The organism is Pedobacter sp. GQ55 (assembly GCF_059758925.1).
The window spans coordinates 642468-662842 of sequence record NZ_JCAXEI010000001.1 but is presented as its reverse complement, the minus strand read 5'-3'; the positions used below and the strand labels follow the sequence as shown (position 1 = coordinate 662842).

15 protein-coding genes are annotated in these 20375 nt (G+C 42.1%); 6 read left to right on the top strand and 9 right to left on the bottom strand.

All coding sequences use genetic code 11. From position 1 onward, the window contains the following. Window positions 1–68: 68 nt before the first annotated feature. The 3 genes from AC6CH7_RS02715 to AC6CH7_RS02705 form a co-directional block, all read right to left on the bottom strand. A complete protein-coding gene (locus tag AC6CH7_RS02715) occupies window positions 69–1262 on the bottom strand; it encodes a phosphoglycerate kinase (RefSeq protein WP_498261227.1) in 1194 nt (397 codons plus the stop codon). Between the two features lie 87 nt (window positions 1263–1349). Next, window positions 1350–2345, bottom strand: coding sequence for a type I glyceraldehyde-3-phosphate dehydrogenase (gene gap, locus AC6CH7_RS02710; protein ID WP_498261226.1), 996 nt, complete (start codon window positions 2343–2345; stop codon window positions 1350–1352). Between the two features lie 260 nt (window positions 2346–2605). Then, a complete protein-coding gene (locus AC6CH7_RS02705) occupies window positions 2606–3157 on the bottom strand; it encodes a dihydrofolate reductase family protein (RefSeq protein ID WP_498261225.1) in 552 nt (183 codons plus the stop codon). 251 nt (window positions 3158–3408) lie between these two features. Here AC6CH7_RS02705 and AC6CH7_RS02700 point away from each other — a divergent pair, with 251 nt between their 5' ends. Then, entirely contained in the window at window positions 3409–3774 is a 366-nt protein-coding gene (locus AC6CH7_RS02700; protein WP_498261224.1) for a VOC family protein, read from the top strand. Here the strand turns inward: AC6CH7_RS02700 and AC6CH7_RS02695 are convergent. Continuing rightward, complete coding sequence (locus AC6CH7_RS02695) at window positions 3771–3983, bottom strand: DUF4143 domain-containing protein (RefSeq protein ID WP_498261223.1); 213 nt, start codon at window positions 3981–3983, stop codon at window positions 3771–3773. The two genes, AC6CH7_RS02700 and AC6CH7_RS02695, sit on opposite strands and share 4 nt — an antisense overlap. A 1-nt stretch (window position 3984) precedes the next feature. Then, window positions 3985–4212 (bottom strand): hypothetical protein, encoded by a 228-nt coding sequence (locus AC6CH7_RS02690; RefSeq protein ID WP_498261222.1) that lies wholly within the window; start codon window positions 4210–4212, stop codon window positions 3985–3987. Window positions 4213–4355: 143 nt separating this feature from the next. Between AC6CH7_RS02690 and AC6CH7_RS02685 the strand changes: the two genes are divergently transcribed. Further along, a complete protein-coding gene (locus tag AC6CH7_RS02685; RefSeq protein ID WP_498261221.1) occupies window positions 4356–5855 on the top strand; it encodes a serine hydrolase in 1500 nt (499 codons plus the stop codon). On the opposite strand, the gene AC6CH7_RS02680 is transcribed toward AC6CH7_RS02685, so the two are convergent. Next, a complete protein-coding gene (locus AC6CH7_RS02680) occupies window positions 5852–6310 on the bottom strand; it encodes an SRPBCC family protein (protein ID WP_498261220.1) in 459 nt (152 codons plus the stop codon). The two genes, AC6CH7_RS02685 and AC6CH7_RS02680, sit on opposite strands and share 4 nt — an antisense overlap. Before the next feature lie 132 nt (window positions 6311–6442). On the opposite strand from AC6CH7_RS02680, the gene AC6CH7_RS02675 reads away from it, so the two are divergent. From AC6CH7_RS02675 to AC6CH7_RS02665, 3 genes are all read left to right on the top strand, one after another. Beyond that, window positions 6443–7480, top strand: a complete 1038-nt coding sequence (locus AC6CH7_RS02675) for a bifunctional transcriptional activator/DNA repair enzyme AdaA (protein WP_498261219.1) — start codon at window positions 6443–6445, stop codon at window positions 7478–7480. An 82-nt stretch (window positions 7481–7562) separates the two neighbouring features. After that, window positions 7563–8972: an MFS transporter gene (locus AC6CH7_RS02670; protein WP_498261218.1), complete on the top strand. Its 1410-nt coding sequence runs from the start codon at window positions 7563–7565 to the stop codon at window positions 8970–8972. A gap of 72 nt (window positions 8973–9044) precedes the next feature. Beyond that, a complete protein-coding gene (locus AC6CH7_RS02665) occupies window positions 9045–12683 on the top strand; it encodes a CheR family methyltransferase (RefSeq protein WP_498261217.1) in 3639 nt (1212 codons plus the stop codon). 48 nt (window positions 12684–12731) lie between these two features. Here AC6CH7_RS02665 and AC6CH7_RS02660 read toward each other — a convergent pair whose 3' ends face one another. The 3 genes from AC6CH7_RS02660 to AC6CH7_RS02650 form a co-directional block, all read right to left on the bottom strand. Then, window positions 12732–13919, bottom strand: coding sequence for an efflux RND transporter periplasmic adaptor subunit (locus AC6CH7_RS02660; RefSeq protein WP_498261216.1), 1188 nt, complete (start codon window positions 13917–13919; stop codon window positions 12732–12734). Window positions 13920–13927: 8 nt separating this feature from the next. Then, window positions 13928–18313, bottom strand: coding sequence for a CusA/CzcA family heavy metal efflux RND transporter (locus tag AC6CH7_RS02655; protein WP_498261215.1), 4386 nt, complete (start codon window positions 18311–18313; stop codon window positions 13928–13930). Window positions 18314–18408: 95 nt separating this feature from the next. Beyond that, on the bottom strand, window positions 18409–18726 hold the full coding sequence (locus tag AC6CH7_RS02650) for a hypothetical protein (protein ID WP_498261214.1): 318 nt from the start codon (window positions 18724–18726) through the stop codon (window positions 18409–18411). A gap of 84 nt (window positions 18727–18810) precedes the next feature. On the opposite strand from AC6CH7_RS02650, the gene AC6CH7_RS02645 reads away from it, so the two are divergent. After that, window positions 18811–20373: a sulfatase family protein gene (locus AC6CH7_RS02645; RefSeq protein WP_498261213.1), complete on the top strand. Its 1563-nt coding sequence runs from the start codon at window positions 18811–18813 to the stop codon at window positions 20371–20373. The last annotated feature ends 2 nt before the right edge of the window (window positions 20374–20375 follow it).

Genomic DNA, 20375 nt, shown 5'->3' with positions numbered 1-20375 from the left:
AGGAAGTGGTAAACAAAACAGGCGTTTCGCAAAAACGAAACGCCTGTCCTTAAAATTAGTCAGGTATACTAGTCATTTATAGCCTTAACACCTGGTAATTCTTTACCTTCCATATACTCAAGCAATGCTCCACCACCGGTTGATACATAACTTACTTCATCTTCTAAATTAAACTTCGCAATTGCAGCGGCCGAATCACCACCACCAATTAAAGAGAAAGCGCCGTTTTCTTTGGTAGCTGCAACAACTGCATCAGCAATTGCACGCGTACCCACTTCAAAATTAGCCATTTCAAAAACACCCATCGGGCCATTCCACAATAATGTTTTAGAATCTTTAATGATACCGGAGAACAATTCAGAGGTTTTCGGACCAATATCTAATCCCATCCAGTCCGCAGGAATTTGCCCAGAATCAACTGTACTTTTTTCTGCATCATTGTCAAATTTATCAGCAATAACAGTATCTACAGGTAAAACCAGGTTTACACCTTTAGCTTTAGCTTTATCCAATAACTCCAGGCAAAGCGCCATTCTATCTGCTTCCAATAGAGAAGTACCAATTTCACCACCTTGTGCTTTAGCAAAAGTGTAAGCCATACCACCACCTATAATCAGGTTGTCTACTTTTTCAAGCAAGCTTTCAATTAATAAGATCTTGTCCGAAACCTTAGCACCACCCATAATAGCGGTAAAAGGTCTAACAGCACCATGATTTACTTTTTCAGCATTTTTCAATTCTTCAGCCATTAAATAACCGAAGTATTTAGCGTTAGGAAAAAACTCGGCAACAATAGCAGTCGATGCGTGTGCACGGTGTGCAGTACCAAAAGCGTCGTTTACATATACGTTTCCAAGTTTCGATAACTTTTCAGCAAAGGCTTTATCACCTTTTTCTTCTTCTTTATAAAAACGTAAGTTCTCTAATAAAAGAACTTGTCCCGGAGTTAAATTCTTAGCTTTTTCTACGGCTTCAGCACCAATACAATCATTAGCAAATTTCACCTCAAGATCCAGCATTCTCGAAAGGTCACCTAAAATGTGTTTCAAAGAATTTTTATCATCCGGACCATCTTTTGGTCTGCCCAGGTGAGACATTAGAATAACACTACCGCCATCATTTAAAATTTTATTGATTGTAGGTAGCGCTGCACGCATTCTTTTATCATCAGTAATATTAAAATCTTTATCCAAAGGGACGTTAAAGTCAACTCTGACTAAAGCTTTCTTATCTGCAAAGTTGCATTGATCTATTGTTCTCATTTTTTAAAATTATTGTTTTGTAATGGTTGGTTCTAAATTTAAGCTGTCAAATACGCCGAACTGGCGATGCGCCAAATATAAGAAGCATTACCCATTATTCTTTATAATTTTTTGCACCACATCTACCAAACGTGCAGAGTAGCCCGATTCATTATCGTACCAGCCAACCACCTTTACCAGGTCGCCCACTATAGAAGTAAGCTGACTATCAAATATGCACGAATGCGGGTTGTCTAAAATATCAACGGAAACAATCGGGTCTTCAGTATACTCCAATATTTCGTTCATCTCATTTTCCGAAGCTTTTCTAAAAGCTGCATTGATCTCTTCAATGGTGGTTTCCTTTTTAAGGATACAGGTAAAATCTGTTAAAGAGCCATTTAATACAGGCACCCTGATGCCTGCACCACCCAGCCTACCATCCAGATGAGGGAATATATTGGTAATTGCTTTTGCAGCTCCTGTACTGGTAGGGATTATAGACGCCGAAGCTGCCCTTGCCCTGCGCAAATCTTTATGCGGTGCATCGTGCAGGTTCTGATCGCCGGTCATAGAGTGCACAGTGGTGATGTAACCATCCAGAATCCCCCAATTGTCGTCCAATATCTTAACCATTGGCGCCACATTATTAGTGGTACACGAAGCATTCGAAAGCACTTCGGATTTCAAATCTACCTCAGCATCATTTACACCTAGCACTACCATTTGCACGCCCTTATCACCACATGGAGCCGATATCAGCACCTGCTTAGCGCCCGCTTTCAAATGAAGATCAGCACCTGCCTTGCTGGCAAACTTCCCTGTCGACTCCAATACCAGATCAATTCCCAGATCAGCCCATGGCAGTTTTTCTGGATCAGGCTCAGCATAAACAAGAATCTTCTTTCCATTAATGATTAAGCTGTCATTTTCAAATTTTACAGTCCCCTTAAAACCTCTGTGTACAGTATCATATTTAAAAAGGTGGGCCAAAGTAGCCGGATCTCCCAGATCATTGATGGCAACAACGTTGATGTTTTTTTCGATAGCGGTGCGCAGAAAGATACGTCCTATCCTACCAAAACCATTAATTGCGATATTCATTTTACTCGTTTTGTTCTGGGGCAAAAGTACCTATATTCTTATTAGCACTGGTATAAATTCAGAAGGGATTATTAAAAATTACGCAGGCATTATGCAAGTCACAATTCGTCTGGAGATGATGACTTCGAATTAAATCTCTTGACCATGAAACCATGTTAATCCTTTCAAATTCTCTTCTCTTTCAAAGACCTGGTCATGATATCGCCCTTACCCCCGTCATCCTGTCCTCTCGACTATAACATGGCAGCAATTTCAAAAAATCACCCCTTCGAATAATGCAGCGACACACATCCCGATTCAAGCACCCTCGAATCCACCAGTTTCAAACCCTGCTGCAGATCAAAACCCGTATCATCGAACAACCGCCGTCCTTCGCCAACAATAATAGGATGAACCAAAAAATAAAACTCATCAACCAAACCAAGTGCTATCAGCTCCGAAGGCAAACTAACACCACCAATTGAAATATTTTTACCTGCTCCTTGCTTCAGTTTTAGAACTTCCTCCTCAAGGTTCTCACGAATAAGCTTTGTCTTTCCTTCAACCTTATCTAAGGTTCGGGAGAAAACAACTTTGTCAATGGCGTCAAATGTTTGCGCAAATTCATCCACTACTTTCGTTTCCGATTGTTTTTTTGCTACATCAGGCCAATAAGGAACCATCAGCTCATAGGTTTTGCGCCCATATATAATCAGGTCAACGTTCCGCATGAGATCCGTAAAATACTCATGCGTCCCTTCGCTGCCACCAAATTTGGTATGATCGCAACAACCATCCGCACTCAGATTGATACCATAGATTATCTTTCTCATCTGGTTAGTTTTAGTATTGATTTCTTTAATTGCTTTCCTGTCATAAATATAAAAAAAAAGCGCCACTCCCTTTAAGGGCAAGCCCGACAAAATAAAGGGGCATTTACGCCAAAAGTACCGCAGTAATGTAAACTACCCACACTTTGTGATGCATTGGGAATCTCCAACCAATAATTGGAGATTTAATAACCCACATTTTACGCATACTTTCAATATCTATTATTACTTTTATGTCTACTAACTTCAAAATCATGGCATCACGTATATCAGGCATTGGCGGTATTTTCTTCCGCTCTAAAAACCATGAAGCACTTGCAGATTGGTACGAGAAACACTTCGGCATCAACTCCATGAAAACCGGGTACATCTGGGATCAGGAAGCCGGCCCTACCGTATTTTCTCCTTTTGCTCAAAACACAGATTATTTCGGCAACGATCAGCAGCAGTTCATGCTCAACTTCCGCGTAAATAACCTCGATGGGTTGCTTGTGCTACTTAGAGAAGAAGGCGTAAAAATCGATGAAAAAACCCAGAACGAAAGCTATGGCAAATTCGCCTGGGTTTACGATCCCGAAGGCAACAAAATCGAATTGTGGGAACCGTTAGAGTCTAATTAAAGGGAGAGCAACTTTTCGGTATAATCAACCATAAACAAAGGGATATTAATTAATCCATCATCCTTTTTGAGATTTTTCAATGAATACCTGATTCTAATAGATGGCTGATAAAGACCATTGTACACAGAAAGGCTTTTACTTCGTACATTCTCATCAGATTTCACTTCAATTGGAATGATCTCATTTTTAAGTTGAATTAAAAAATCCACTTCAGCCTACATCGCGCATGCAAAATGCCGCTCTTGTTGGCAATGCCGATTCATACCATGCCCCCACTGGATCACCCGGTTTTCCTTTATAGCTTAATGCCATTTCTTTGGTCCTGCCGAATGCAGTCTGCAATGCAGCATCTGATGAGGTAAAAGTTACCCCGCCATTCTGGGCATAAGCGCCACACCAAAAGCAAAGCAATAAGTATAGAAAAAGGTTTCTTTTCATGCGCTTAATATAAACATATCTAATGGTTTTCATCAACCAGGTACGACTTCACAACAGTAAGGAAACCATCAATAGAACTACATAAGTTATTAGAAGACAGGTTTAGAGATTTATGTATATTTAACACACCAACCCCTAAACCAATGAACCACAATCCATTAACCAATACCATTCAAAAGATCTTTATAGTTCTGTTTTTGCTTGCTCCTTGCCGCTCTTTTAGCCAGCAAACAGACTCAGCCGGTCTTGATCAGTTTATTGCCAAACAGGTAGCGGACTACAAAATCCCCGGTCTTGCTATTGGCATCATCCAAAACAATAAAGTAATCTTTAAAAAAGGTTATGGTGTAACCAGCACCACCAAAGGATTTCCGATAAACACCCAAACCATTTTCCCGATATCCTCCTGCACAAAAGCCTTTACGGCAGCCGCACTGGGCATACTTATAGATGATGGAAAAATCAACTGGGATGACAAAGTCATTAAATACCTGCCTAATTTTAAATTGAGCGATCCATGGATTACCAAAGAACTTACCATTACCGACATTTTAAGTCACAGGTCCGGCTTAAAAACATTTGATGGCGACCTGCTTTGGTACGGTACAAAAAACACCAGAGAAGACATCGCAAAATTAATTCGTTACTCACCAATCCGCACCAATTTCCGTACTGATTATGCCTACCAGAACATCATGTACCTTGTAGCCGGACTTGTTGTCGAATCCGTTACTGGAAAAACATGGGATGAGTTTTTAAAAGAAAGGATTTTCAGCCCCCTCAAAATGACTGGCACCGCAACCAACAGAGATTCCATAACCAGCGAAAGCAATTTTGCCCTGCCGCACATCCAGAATAAACCAATTAAACCGCTCAATATGCACAACATCGCCCCTGCAGGCGGGATAGATTCAAATATCGACGACATGCTAACCTGGATGCAAATGTTGCTCGCACATGGCCGCATTGATGACATCACCATATTAAACGATGGCACTATTAACACCCTAACCAGTGTTAAAACACTGTTCTCAAATAATAAAGACGATGGTTATGGGCTAGGCTGGTACATTAAACACACCAAAAATGGCAAAGTAATTAACCACAACGGAGGGATGCCTGGCTACATATCCAGCGTTGTCCTGTTTCCCGACAGCAGTTCCGGCATAGTAATCCTTACCAACAAAATATCCCAGGTCAACGATGAGCTGGTTAAGGCAATTACCGGGTACATGACCCAAAAAGATACTTTTAACTGGAAGGAAGCCGACAAAGAAATGTCTGGAAAAAACACCGTTTTCGATTGGGACAAGAAAAGAAAACCTCAGCCTAAAAAGAGTGCTGTAATACCAAACTTTAACCGCTATGAAGGTGAATATGAAGACACGGCCTACGGTAAAGCGGTGATCAGACGAGAAAAAGGAAAACCTTTTCTCGAATTGCTTCCCGCTAAGGAACTCTTTTCGGGTTTTTTATATAACATCGATGCAGACCGCTGTAAGATCATCTTTAATGACCCCTTTGTACCCGAAGGCGAAGTAATTTTTGTAAGGGATACCGATAAAAAGATAACGGGATTCAAGCTAAATATTGATTCAAATGATTTCTTATTTAACGATCTCGCCTTTGATAAAATCCCTTAATTTTTCACAAACTTATCTGCTATTAAGTTCAGATTGATACCGTGCTCCAGATAAGCCTTTAGCCCATCTACTACAGTCGTAAAACCACCGCTTGCATCATTAATCTCTGCGAGCAGTTTGTCACCTGTAGTCTGAAAACCATACTGCGTAATGGTAACATAAGTAGTGCCCTCACTCAATGCCTCAAATTCAAAATCAACGGGAGTTGAATACTGGTCCCATTCAATAGCTATTTTTTTATTCGGCACAATTTCTTTGACCAGCACAGAGCTGGAAACATTATACATTTCCCATTCCCAGGTAATCGTTTTCCCCTCCTCTAGTCTGTCGCTTCCTTTGGTAAACCAGAAATGCTTGGTGATCTCAGGATCAATAAATGCTTCAAATACTATTGCCACCGGCCTTCTGATCAGCATTTGCGCTTGCACGCTTGGTGTTTTATTTACTTTTTCCATAGCATAAATATAATAATTATCCACGCCAGATCTGTAGAAAACTAGTTAAGTTTAAGAACAAAAAAAATACTTGTCAGTTTTTCGGTTGTACACTGCGCCCAACTAACCTAATTTTGAAGAAAAGAAACAGAAATGCTGACCAACGAAACCATGTACAACGCCATCCTTAAAAAGGACAACACTTTTGAGGGCACTTTCATAACAGCAGTTAAAACTACAGGTATATTTTGCAGACCAACCTGTACCGCAAGAAAACCCAAAGCAGAAAATGTGGAGTTTTTTAAAACAACCAGCGAAGCCATACGCAAAGGCTACAGACCTTGCAAAGTATGCAACCCGCTTGAAAAAATTGGAGAGACCCCTGATTTTATTAAATCGATCCTGGACGAATTAAACGCAGATCCATCTTTAAAATTTAAGGACTGGGACTTAATTCAAAAAGGTATTGAGCCCAGCAAAATCAGAAGATGGTTTCTTAAAAATCATGGCATTACCTTTCATGCTTACCAACGGATGTTTCGGATCAATTCTGCATTTAAAAGAATCCAGGATGGCGAAGCCATTACTACCGCCGCGTTTGATGCCGGGTACGAATCTTTAAGTGGCTTTGGTGATTCTTTTAAAGCCATCTTTGGCGTTTCTCCGTTAAACAGCAAAGACAAACAAGTCATTAACATCACCCGACTCGAAACACCATTGGGAACTATGTTTGCCTGCGCCGTTAAACAAGGCATCTGCCTTCTAGAATTTACTGACCGAAAAATGCTGGAGACAGAATTCAAAACACTGGCAAAACAATTAAATGCCACGATCATTCAGGGCAACAACCCTCATTTTGAACTGCTAAAACAGCAGCTTGATGAATATTTTACGGGCAAGAGAAAACAATTCACAGTGCCCCTGTTTTCGCCTGGAACAGAATTTCAGCAATCTGTATGGCAAATTCTGCAGGAAATCCCATACGGTGCAACGCGCAATTATAAGCAGCAAGCCCTGGCTTTAAATAAGCCCGAAGCTGTCCGCGCAGTAGCAAATGCCAATGGAATGAATAGAATCTCCATTTTAATTCCATGCCACAGGGTCATTGGCACAGACGGAAGCATGACCGGCTATGGCGGCGGACTGGTCAGAAAAAAATGGCTGCTCGATCTCGAAAAATCAAACTCCTGATTTCTTAATTAAAAACTCATTTCACTCATTCATATCATGGATGAGAAGGATTTCCTATGCCTAAAAAACAGACTAAATTATCATGGAAAAGAAAAAAAACAACTCAAAATGGCTTGCATTGGCAATCGTTTTAACCGCACCAATGCTCTATGTAATAGATATTTTTATCATCAACATGGCAATACCGGGCATTAAAGCCGGTGTAAACGCTACCGATGGAGAAGTGCAGCTGGTGATAGCAGGGTATTTGCTGGGCAGTGCCGCTTTTCTGATCATTGGTGGCCGGGCCGGAGATTACCTTGGCAAAAAGAAAGTACTGTTCTGGGGGCTTTTCCTGTTCACCTTAACCTCCTGCATCTGCGGCATCACACAAACGGCCTTACAACTTAACATTGCCCGCTTCTTTCAGGGCATCAGTTCATCTATCATGGTCCCTCAATCCATTGCTTTTATACAGGTACTGTTTACCGATCCCCGGGAGCAGGCAAAAGCAATAGGCTGGTATGGCGTTACCCTGAGTATTGCCGCTATTATAGGCCAGATATTGGGCGGATATCTGGTAGACAAATCTTTTTTAGGAATTGAGGGCTGGCGGTTGATCTTTTTAATAAACCTTCCGGTAGGAATTGCAGCATTATGGGCCATATGGAAGTATTTAAACGAGACCGTTAAAGACGCCAGCCAAAGCTTCGATTATTCCGGTGCAATGATTTTAACGGCAGGACTATTTTGCCTGATCTACCCCCTTGCAGAAGGCCGCGAAGCGGGATGGCCGCTTTGGAGTATAATCATGATACTATCGTCGGTCCTTATCTTTGCCTGCTTCATCCACAATCAAAAGAAAAAGCTGTTACTGAACATCGCTCCTTTAATAGATGTCTCGCTTTTTAAATTAAAGGAATTTAACATTGGCCTGCTCGCTGTATTGTTCCATTTTATGATGCATACGGCTTTTCTGTTAATGAGTGCGGTGTACCTTCAAAATGGCCTTGGCTTGTCTGCGCTGGATTGTGGCTTGTATTTCGTACTACATGCCGTTCTTTTTATGATATCGGCAATGTTGGCGTCTAAGCTGATTGTTAAATTTGGAAAGCGTGTACTTCAACTGGGTGTAGCCATTATCATGGTATCCTTTGTGCTCCAAATCCTGCTTTTTAAACCGCAGGTAAGCGGGTTCTGCGTCATTTTACTCATTGGACTGTATGGCCTGGGCAACGGACTTGTCCTACCATCTCTGCTTACCATTGCATTAGGAAGCATCCCAACTAAGTTTGCAGGTGTTGCTGCAGGTATCTTTTCCACCTTCCAACAAACTGCTTCAGCACTGGGGGTCAGCATTTTGGGAGGCGTATTTTATTACGAAATTAGCACCAACAAGGCCAATCCCGATTACCTTAAAGCTTTCGATTATGGCATTGCTGCCAACATGGCCTGCCTTTGCTTAGTGATATATATGCTTTACCTCATCCCCAAACCTATTAAAGCTAAATAATGGGGGATAACCATTAATATTGATTATCTTTGAGTAGGCAGCGATAAGTGTATCGCCGTCGAATTTGACTTCATGATCAGACTAAAAAAAACAGAACTCGAAATTTCTGATGATCAATTCCCTGTAGTGGGAATTGGAGCTTCAGCAGGAGGACTAAAAGCCATAAGTCGATTTTTAAAGGCTATCCCTCCGAAGTCTGGAATAGCTTACGTATTTGTTCAGCACTTAAGCCCTGATCATGAAAGTTCCTTACCGGAACTGCTTCAAAAAATATCAAAAATCCCGGTACATCAAATAACAGACGACATTCATTTGGAACCGGATAACTTTTATGTTATCCCCGAAAACAAGATCGTAACCGCTACAGATGGAGTTCTTAAACTCTCATCGCTTGATGATAAACGCTATAAAGTAAAAGTGATAGACCGCTTTTTCTCTTCACTGGCCATTGTGCACCAGGGCTATGCAATAGGTGTAGTGTTATCGGGCTCATTAAACGACGGCACGCTAGGTTTAGAGGCCATTAAGGCCTATGGAGGAATTACCTTTGCACAGGATGAAGATTCTGCAGAGTATAATGAAATGCCCGCAAGCGCTATACATGCTAAAACGGTAGATTTTGTGCTTAACCCCGAAAAAATTGCAGCGCATCTCCTCCACATTAATACGCCATTTTTCAATAACCATATCAACTCAACATCACAGGATAAAGGTTCAAGGGACGAAGAGGTTTTTAAGCAAATACTTACATTACTTCGGGTACGCAGGGGTGTCGATTTTTCATTCTATAAATCAAGCACTTTAAAAAGGCGCATTGTACGTAGAATGGCCTTAAAGGGAACCGACAAACCGGAAGTTTACTTATCCGTTCTGCGCGAAAAAAAGGACGAACAGGATTCGCTGTACAATGACATGCTCATTTCGGTTACTAATTTTTTCCGTGACCCGGCCATCTTCGAAACCCTGTGTACCACCGTACTTTCTTCGATCATAGACCAAAAGAAAAACGGTGAACCCTTACGGATCTGGATTGCCGGCTGCGCTACCGGAGAAGAGGCCTACTCTATGGCCATCTGCTTAACCGAGCAACTGGGTGATAAAGCTTCGGCAATGAAAATACAGATCTTTGCTACTGATATCTCTGAAACGGCAATTAACAAAGCACGTACGGGTATTTACAGGCCTACCGATGTAGAGGGTGTTTCAGAATCTCGTCTGCGCCAGTTCTTTAATAAAATTGATGGCAACTATCAGGTCAGAAAAAGCATTAGGGATATGTGTGTTTTTGCACATCATAACTTTTTAAAAGATCCGCCTTTCTCCAGACTCGACTTAATTACCTGTCGCAATGTTTTAATCTACCTGGAGCCTGTATTACAGAAAAAAGCAATTACGGCCTTTCATTATGCCCTTGCTAATCATGGTTTTTTAATGCTGGGAAAATCAGAAAGCATTGGTAAAGATTCGGATCTGTTTCTTCCTTTTAACCATGCAGGCAAAATTTTTCAGCGGATTGGAATCCCCGGCAGGATTATGCAGGTAGCTACGCAGGGTAGCGAACAGAATTTTAAAAATGTTGACACCAGTGCACGTAAAGGAGCCGAAGAACCGGATATCTCCAAACTTGCAGACCAGGTTGTATTGGCTAAATTCTCGCCTTCGGGAGTACTGGTGAGCGACAACTTTGACATCATCCAGTTCAGAGGGAAAACCGATACCTGGTTAGCCCCCTCGCCCGGAAGAGCCAGTTTAAGTCTGCTAAAAATGGCAAGGGAAGACCTAGTTTTTGAACTCCGGAATTTATTGCAGCTGGCAAAGAAAAACCAAACTCCTGTAGGAAAAAAGAATGTGGCCTTTAGCCACAATGAGCAACAGCAATTTGTGGATATAGAAATTACCCCCATTGTAAAGCCTGAAAGTGTACATTACCTGGTATTGTTCCAAACCGGCTTTTCACCTGTCCGCAAAAGACCTTCATCAAAAGCCGGAAAACTGATTGAAAGCGACAAAGACCTGAGGTTAAAACAACAGGAAATGGAGCTAACCCAACTCAGGGCAGAAATGAGGAGTGCAACCGAAGAACAGGAAGCGGCCCACGAGGAACTGCAAAGCGCAAATGAGGAGCTGCTTTCTGGAAGCGAAGAGCTGCAGAGTTTAAACGAAGAGCTGGAAACCTCAAAAGAAGAGCTGCAAAGCACAAATGAAGAGATCAACATCATTAACAATGAACTTACCGGACGCAACGAAGAACTAAACAATGCAAGGGTATATACGGAGGCCATCATAAATACAATCCGCGACCCTTTGATTATCCTGGATAAAGACTTAAGGGTTAAAAGGGCAACTGACGGATTTTACACCAAGTTCCATGTCACTAAAAAAGAAACAGAAGGAGAATATTTCTACGATCTTGGCGACCGGCAATGGGATATCCCATTACTCCGCGATCTGCTGGAAAACATCCTGCCCGAGAAAAAGATATTGACTGACTTTGAGGTGAGCCATGTTTTCCCTACAATAGGCCTGCGCATCATGAGTTTAAACTCCAGGCTACTGGATGGCTTAATATTACTGGCCATTGAAGACATTACGGATAAACGCAAGGTAGAACAGGGATTAGCCGAGGTGGAATTGCTGTTCAAAGAAAGTAAAGAACGGTTAAAACTTGCCGTTGAGGCTGCAGGATTAGGCACCTGGGATTACAACGCACTTACGGATCAGCTGATCTTTGATGGCCGGTCCAAAGAGCTTTTCGGACTTAAACCCAATCACGACATCACTTACCAGCAGTTTATAAACATGATCCATGTGGATGATCGTGCCGATGTAGACAGAAACCTTAAACAGGCACTTGCCGGCATAAACAACGGTGAATACGAGAAGGAATTCAGAACATCAGGTAATCTGATTAAAAAATTAAAATGGGTTAAATTTAAAGGTAAAGCCTATTTTAATGAAGATAATGAGCCTTATCGCTTTGTTGGAACATCATTAGACATTACCCCTCAAAAGATTCATGACCAGGCGATAAAAGAACTATTACAGCATAAAGATGACTTTATAAGCATTGCCAGTCACGAGCTAAAAACACCGCTTACTAGTCTAAAAGCATCAATGCAGCTGATTGACAGATTAAAGGACGCTTCCTTTTCTGATAAACTGAATTCATTGATTGCCATGTCGACCAGGAGTTTAGACAAAGTAAGTATATTGATAGAAGACCTGCTGAATGCCAGCAGGATTAATCAGGGCCATCTTGAGCTTAACAAAACGCAATTCAACATCGCTAAAATGGTTGATGATTCTTGTTACCACATTCGTGCAGCAAATAAATACGCCATAATTACGACAGGTGATTTAGCACTGGAGGTCTATGGCGACAGCGATAGGCTAAGTCAGGTAGTGATCAATTTTGTGAATAACGCCATTAAGTATGCTCCTGAAAGTAAGGACATTACCATTTCTATAGAAAAACAAAAAGAAAACATTCGGGTTTCGGTAAGCGACAAAGGCCCCGGCATTTCGGAAGAGAAAATCCCCCATCTGTTTGAACGCTATTACCAGGTAGACGGCAAAAATGCAAGTTATTCCGGTTTAGGGTTAGGCTTATTCATCTGTACTGAAATCATAAAGAAACACAATGGAAAAATAGGTGCCGATAGTAACCTGGGCCAGGGCAGCACTTTTTACTTTACCCTGCCTATAAAATAGCGTTAGCGAGTGTGCTGTAGCACACTCGCTGCAACACGGCAATTTCACCTAATGCCCGTGCCCGGCCTCTTCGTTATTTTTCAATTTAGACAGCAGGTCATAAGCCCCCTTTAAAACCACCTTTCCATTTACATCCACACCTAGGGGAACCTGCACCTCTAAATAGCCCCCATCACTTACCCCAATACTCACCTCTACCATTTTAAAATAAGACACTCCCTGTTTCTCGGAAGCCTCCGAAACAAATATGTATTTCTTGCCTCCAAAATCAACTACAGCACTATTTGGCAATGCCTGCACTTTACTAGTACCGGTTTCAATATATGCTTTAAGATATGCTCCCGGAATAAAACTGGTGCTTCCTTTTGAAATGGCATGAACGGTAATCGTTTTATCGGCATTAATTTCCCGGCCAACCAAATCTACAACTGCAATCTGCTCTTCGGTATCGTTAGCCATGGAAAAACGAACCCTTTGACCTGCCTTCACTTTCGAAGCATCTCTTTCAAATACGTTCAGCTCAACATGCAAATTAGCACTGTTTACAATCTCAAACATCGCATCATTCGGATTTACAAACTTCCCTGTATTCACATTTACCTTGGTTACATAACCCGTAATCGGCGAATAAATATTAATCTGGCTTCTGATATTGGCGGCCGATAAACTTGCCGGATTAATGTTGATCAGTTGCAACCTTTGTTTCAATGCGCTTTCTCTTGCCAGCATGGTTTGAAACTGCGCGCGTGCCTGCTGCAGTGTTTTCTTTGCATTAACATTCTGCTCTGCCAGTGTTTGCTGTCTTTTATACTCCGAATCGGCTAGTTCCAGCTGACTTTTACTCTCCAGATAATCTTGCTGAAGCAATACATATTCCTGATTTTGCAAAACGGCAATTACCTGCCCTTTACTCACAGTACTGCCCTGCAATAGTGGAGTCGATTTAACAATCCCGCCCATCTGCGTGGTAACGCTTACCAGATTTTGCGGCGGCACATCAATAAAACCATTAACTTTTAACAAGCCACTTAAATCTTTCATTTCCGGCGAGCCTAGTGTAATGCCTGCGGTTTTATATTGCGTCCCGGTAAATTCCACCGTATTTTCGTCCTCATGGCTGGCAGGTTCTTCTTTAACTGCTGCTGTTTCTTCTGATTTCGGAGTACGCTCTCCGCATGAGGTTAAAACCCCAGCAAACAGGGAAACATAGATGATCACTTGAATAGTTCTTTTCATTTTTTTAATTATAAACCACTGAGGTATTGAAGTGTATAAACTGATTGATTGTATTGATTAATAGCCTGCAGATAGCTAAAATGGGTTTCCGAATACGTCCTTAACCCCTGAAGATATTCTACATAACCGATCTCTCCATTTTGAAACGCGATTTGCGATTGCTTCAAAATCAGGTTGGCATTTGGCAGAGCACTTTTTTTATAATAACCGATACTCCGTGAGTTTTTGAGCAATGCCTGATTGGCCTTATTGTACTGGCCCTGCAGATTGGTCTGGAAAAGTTCATATTGACTTTCGGCAACCTGCTTTTCTATTCTGGCAGCTTTTATACGGGCCAAAAAAGGCTTAAAGAATAAAGGAATGGCTACTGCAGCCTGTACCCCCTGAAATCTTTTACCGCCGTTAAAGTACTGATCCTGCCCGTTTACCGCTTGCGTGCCGATAATGGACTGGTTAAAATAACCTACCGTAAAGTCAGGTCCTGAGCGGGCTTTCTCTACCCCCAGCGCTTTATCTGCAATCTCAATCTGCTGTTTTTGCCGGGCAAGCTGTGGGTTTGCGCCAACACTATTGCCAGCTGCAACATTCCATTCTGCCTGTATAAACTGACCCTTAACAATTTCGACAGGTTCTTGTGTATTGAGCAGTCGCTGCAGTTCAGAAGTATAAGCCAGGATATCGGATTCATTTTCACCCATCTGATTCCTTACTTCATTGTACTGCGTTTCGGCAGTGGTTTTCTCTAACAGATTGGTCTCCCCTGTTTCATACCTTAAGGAAGCTGCTTTTAAGAAATTGCTGTACACCGAATCCTGACTTTGATACAGGTCTTTTAGAGCAATAAAATAAGCAAGCTGCATATAAGTGCTTTTTACCTGATAGGTGAGCTCGTTTTGTGTAACGGCCACATTAATTTGGGCACCCTTGATCTGCGCATCATACAGGTTACGCTGGTTTTTAAACAGTCCAGGATTCGGAATACTTTGGGAAGCACTAAAATTATTGTCCCTTTTAATTCCATTAATTTGTCCGTATTGCACCTCAAGATTTGTTTTCCCTAAGTCGGTCGAACTGCCTCTTAATGCCTGCTGCTGATTAACCTGAAGGCCTGAAGATCTAATGGCCTGGTTGTTCTTAAGGGCAGTTTGCAGGGCTTGTTCCATAGTAAGGGGGCTCCCTTTTAAAGGTGTTTGTTGCGCATTTGCCACAACGGGTACCGTGAAAGTGAGCAAAGCAATAATGACAATTATTGCTGCAGGAACACCTGTTTTAGGCTTACGTTTATAGCCTTCGAAATAAGTATATAACACGGGTAATACGATTAAAGTTAAAATAGTAGAGGTAACGAGGCCGCCGATTACAACGGTAGCAAGGGGTTTTTGAACCTCTGCCCCTGCCGCTGTTGAAATGGCCATAGGCAGGAAACCCAATGAAGCCACGGTAGCGGTCATCAGTACCGGTCTTAAACGGATGGCCGTACCTTTAAGCACTATTTCACCCAATCCGTATTTATCAAGTTTGCGGAGCCTGTTAAACTCGGTGATCAGTACAATCCCATTCAACACCGCAACACCAAAGAGCGCAATAAAACCAACACCTGCAGAGATACTGAAAGGCATTCCGCGAAGCAGCAGTGCAAAAATACCTCCTATTGCCGCCATTGGAATGGCAGAAAATATAAGTACCGATTGCTTAACGGATCCAAAAGAGAAATACAACAAAAGCAGGATCAACGCCAGGGCTACAGGAACAGCAATAGAAAGCCTTTGAGTTGCTTCTTTCAGGTTTTCAAACTGTCCGCCATAAGTGATGTAATAACCGGTTGGCAGTTTGATCTGTGCATTGATCTTTTCTTCAATCTCGGCCACCACGCTGGCAATATCACGTCCCCTTACGTTTAGTCCAACAATGATCCTCCGTTTGGTATCTTCACGCTGAATCTGATTTGGCCCTACCTTAAATTCTACATCAGCAAGCTGATCAAGCGGAACCTGATTGCCGTTAGGTGCTGACACGTAAACATTTTTTACATCACTAATGTCCTGCCGGTTCTGTTGCGACAAGCGCACCACCATGTCATAACGCTGCTCGCCCTCGTAAACTACCCCTGCAGACTGACCCGCAAAGGCGGTATTAAGGGCCTGGTTTACCTTATCAACAGTTAAACCATATTGGGCAATCCTATCCCGGTTGATCTTTACCACGATCTGCGGAAGACCTGTAGCCTGCTCCAGATAAAGGTCTTTTGCACCGCCAACTGTGGAAACAATTTTCCCGATCTTTTGTGAAATATCAGTTAGCGCGTTCAGGTCATCTCCAAAGATTTTAATTCCAATATCCTGCCTTACTCCTGAAATCAGCTCATTAGAGCGAAGCTGAATCGGCTGAGAAAAACCAAAGCTTACGCCGGGCACATCCTCAAGGGCTTTACCCATAAGTTCGGCCAGTTCAACCCTATCCTTAGTGGTTGTCCAGTCTTTTTTATCTTTTAAAATAATGGTAAGGTCACAGGCTTCCATAGGCATTGGATCGGTAGGGATCTCGGCTGCACCGATCTTTCCGATCACCTCTTTTACCTCAGGAAATCTCTTAACCAGGATATCAGATGCCTGATTTACTTTATCTATGGTTTGCGAGAGTGAGCTTCCGGTAAGCAAACGGGTTTCTACAGCAAAATCTCCTTCTTCAAGGGTCGGAATAAACTCTCCTCCCATTCTCAAAAACAGCAATATACTGATGGCTAAAAGCACTACAGACGACACCACCACTGCCATACGTTTACGCAAAGCCGCATGTATAATCGGTGTGTACTGACTTTGAAAGAAATCCATCATACGGTCCGAAAAATTCCTTTGTTGTGTTGCTTTTTTACTTAATATCAGCGAGGAAACCATTGGCACATAGGTAAGCGAAAGCAGGAAGGCACCAAGAATAGCAAATGAAACCGTTTGTGCCATAGGGCCAAACATTTTCCCTTCTATGCCCACTAATGCCAGAATCGGCAGATACACAATCAGAATAATGATCTGACCAAAGGCAGCAGCACTCATCATACGCACTGAAGATTTCTCTACCTCTGCATCCATTTGGAGTTGGGTATAGGCCCTGCCTAATTTATTGGCTGCCAGGATGTGCATGGTGGCCTCCACGATAATTACAGCCCCATCTACGATCAGGCCGAAATCGATAGCGCCCAAACTCATCAGGTTTCCCGATACCCCGAAGAGGTTCATCAATGAGATGGCAAAAAGCATGGATAGCGGAATAACCGAGGCGACTACCAATCCTGCCCGCAGGTTCCCTAAAAAGAGCACCAGCACAAAGATCACAATTAGTGCGCCCTCAATAAGGTTTTTGGCTACCGTACCCATGGCACGGTCTACCAAGGCACTTCTGTCCAGAAAAGGTTCAACAACAACTCCTACAGGCAGGGTTTTATTGATCCGCTCTATTTTAGCTTTAACCTTTTTAACCACATCATTGGCATTGGCACCTTTCAGCATCATTACAATACCGCCAACGGCTTCGCCATGGCCCTTGGTTGTTGCCCTGGTAAGTGCTCCATAACGGATGGAACTGCCCAACTGAACGGTGGCAATGTCGCGGATAAGCACCGGAATTCCATTGGCATTGTTCTTAACCACTATTTTATTGATGTCATCCAAACTCCCAATTAAACCCTCACTACGGATAAAATAAGCAGTCGGTTTTTTATCAATATAAGCCCCACCTGTATTTTGGTTGCTGGATTCCAAGGCAGTAAAGACATCAGCGATGCTTAAATTAAGACCCCTTAATTTATCGGGATCAAGTGCAATTTCGTACTGTTTTAATAAACCACCGAAACTGTTTACTTCGGCAATACCGGGAGTTCCCAATAATTGTTTCCTCACAATCCAGTCCTGAATACTGCGCAGGTCACGGGCATTGTATTTCTCTTCAAAGCCCGGTTTCGCATGGATTACATACTGGTATATTTCACCCAGACCGGTTGATATCGGAGATATTTCAGGATTCCCCAATCCTGCCGGGATGTTGCTCTTTGCTTCAGCAAGCTTTTCATTGACCTGCTGGCGTGCCCAGTAAATGTCCACATCATCATGAAAAACGATGGTTACTACCGATAAGCCGAATCTGGAAATAGAGCGTACCTGTTCAATTTCGGGTATGGTAGACATGGTCTGCTCCACAGGGTAAGAGATTAACCTTTCTACCTCCTGGGTAGCCAAAGAAGGGCTAAGTGTGATAACCTGTACCTGGTTATTTGTAATGTCGGGTACGGCATCTATAGGTAATTGTTTTAGCGAATAAACACCCCAGGCAATAAGCGCGAGGGTAAATAATCCGATAACCAATTTGTTCTGTATAGAAAACTGAATGATTTTTTTCAGCATTGAATTTTAAATTATGTTAAAGAAAAAACCAAGGCAATACATAACCGAATCATTCCATGAGGATAGATCCGCTGCAATAAAACCTGAAATTTAAATTAACCTAACTTAGGTGGCTGCCAGACTGAAGGATCATTGGAAGCAATATGGCCAGGAGCGATATCTGAATACTCTTTATTAACAATTAATGAAACCGAACTGGTTAATAATGTTTGTGTTACAACTGTCGGGGTACTGCAGCAGCAGCAAACGCAAAACGGAGAGCAATCGTCATTTGCCAGGCTGTTGTGATCATCGGCATGCCCTGCTTTTGAAACACTGGTCTGCTCAGCGAATTTGGCGTTGGCGAAATCCTTGCAGGGCGTAAAGCTCACAACAATAATGATCACACAAATAAGCCAACTGAAGAATTTCACAGCAAACAATTTTTCCAAAAGTATAAAAAATTCTAATATTCCGTATCTTATCCACAAATTCAAACCTGTTACTTTTAAGAAGATATGATCAGATCAGTCATTTTTTGGAGTGTTGCCTGCATACTTGCAATATTGGGAAGCATAAAATTTATGGGGTCAAAAACCAAAGCCAGCCCGCAGTCAATAGATCAGCCCAATATCATTGTTATTATTTCCGACGACCATGCTTATCAGGCAATTGGCGCTTATGGCAATAAAATAGCGCATACACCAAACATTGACCGGCTTGCCAAAGAAGGTGCATTATTAACGAATCAATTGGTTACCAATTCTATATGCGGACCAAGCAGGGCCTGCTTTTTAACAGGGAAGTACAGCCATATAAATGGCTACAAAGCAAACGACGGCAAGTTTAATGTGGATCAGCAACTGCTGCCGGGGCTATTAAGCAGTGCGGGCTATCAGACCGCATGGATTGGCAAATGGCATTTAGGCACTTTGCCGGGTAAGACATTTGACCATTGGGAAATTATGCCCGATCAGGGATTTTATTACAACCCTGATTTTATCAATAAAAACAACGATACCCTCAGAACTGAAGGTTATGTTACCAATATCATTACCGATAAAGCAACCCGATGGCTCGACTCCCGTGATAAAAGCAAACCTTTCTTTTTGGTAGTGGGCGAAAAGGCCACCCACAGGGAATGGTTACCAGATATTCAGGATCTTGGTGCTTATGATGATGTAGATTTCCCACTTCCTGCAACATTTTTTGATGAATACGAAGGAAGGCCTGCTGCCAAACAACAGTACATGACCATTGCTAATGCCATGCAGCTTGACCGCGATTTAAAGGTTAATGTGGATTTTAACAATTTCAATCTTTACAAAAGGATGAACCCTGTTCAGCGCAAAGCGTTTGCAGATTATTATCAGCAAAAGGTAACCAAAGATTTTGAACAGAAAAAACCATCGGGCAAAGCCTTAGCAACCTGGAAATACCAGCGCTACATGAAAGATTATTATGCTACGGCAAATTCGCTGGACAGGAATATTGGTGAAATCCTTAATTACCTTGATAAAGCACAGCTAAGCAAAAATACCATTGTAATTTATGCCTCAGATCAGGGTTTTTACCTGGGTGAGCATGGCTGGTTCGACAAGCGCTTTATGTACGAAGAATCTTTAAAAACACCCTTCATAGTAAGGTATCCGGGTAAAGTAAAAGCAGGAAGTACTATAAACAATATAGTGGCCAACATAGACTGGGCACCTACGCTGTTGGATATTGCAGGGGCAAAAGTACCGGCCGATATACAGGGGAAATCTTTCTGGCCTTTGCTTAAAGGCAACAAAACAGGAAAACCAGATAAACCTGTTTATTACCACTACTATGAATACCCTGGTCCGCATTTGGTAAATCCGCACTTTGGCATCAGGACCAATCAATATGCACTGATCCGTTTCTATGGAAAGCTAAATTACTGGGAGCTTTACGATGTAAAAAAAGACCCCAGCGAATTAAAGAATCTGGCTGAGCTTAAGAAATATGCACCGGTTATGGCCGAGCTAAAGAAAAAGCTAAACGCAGCTACCCTGGAATACAAGGATGAGGAGGCCAAACAAATTATAAATAATTTATAATT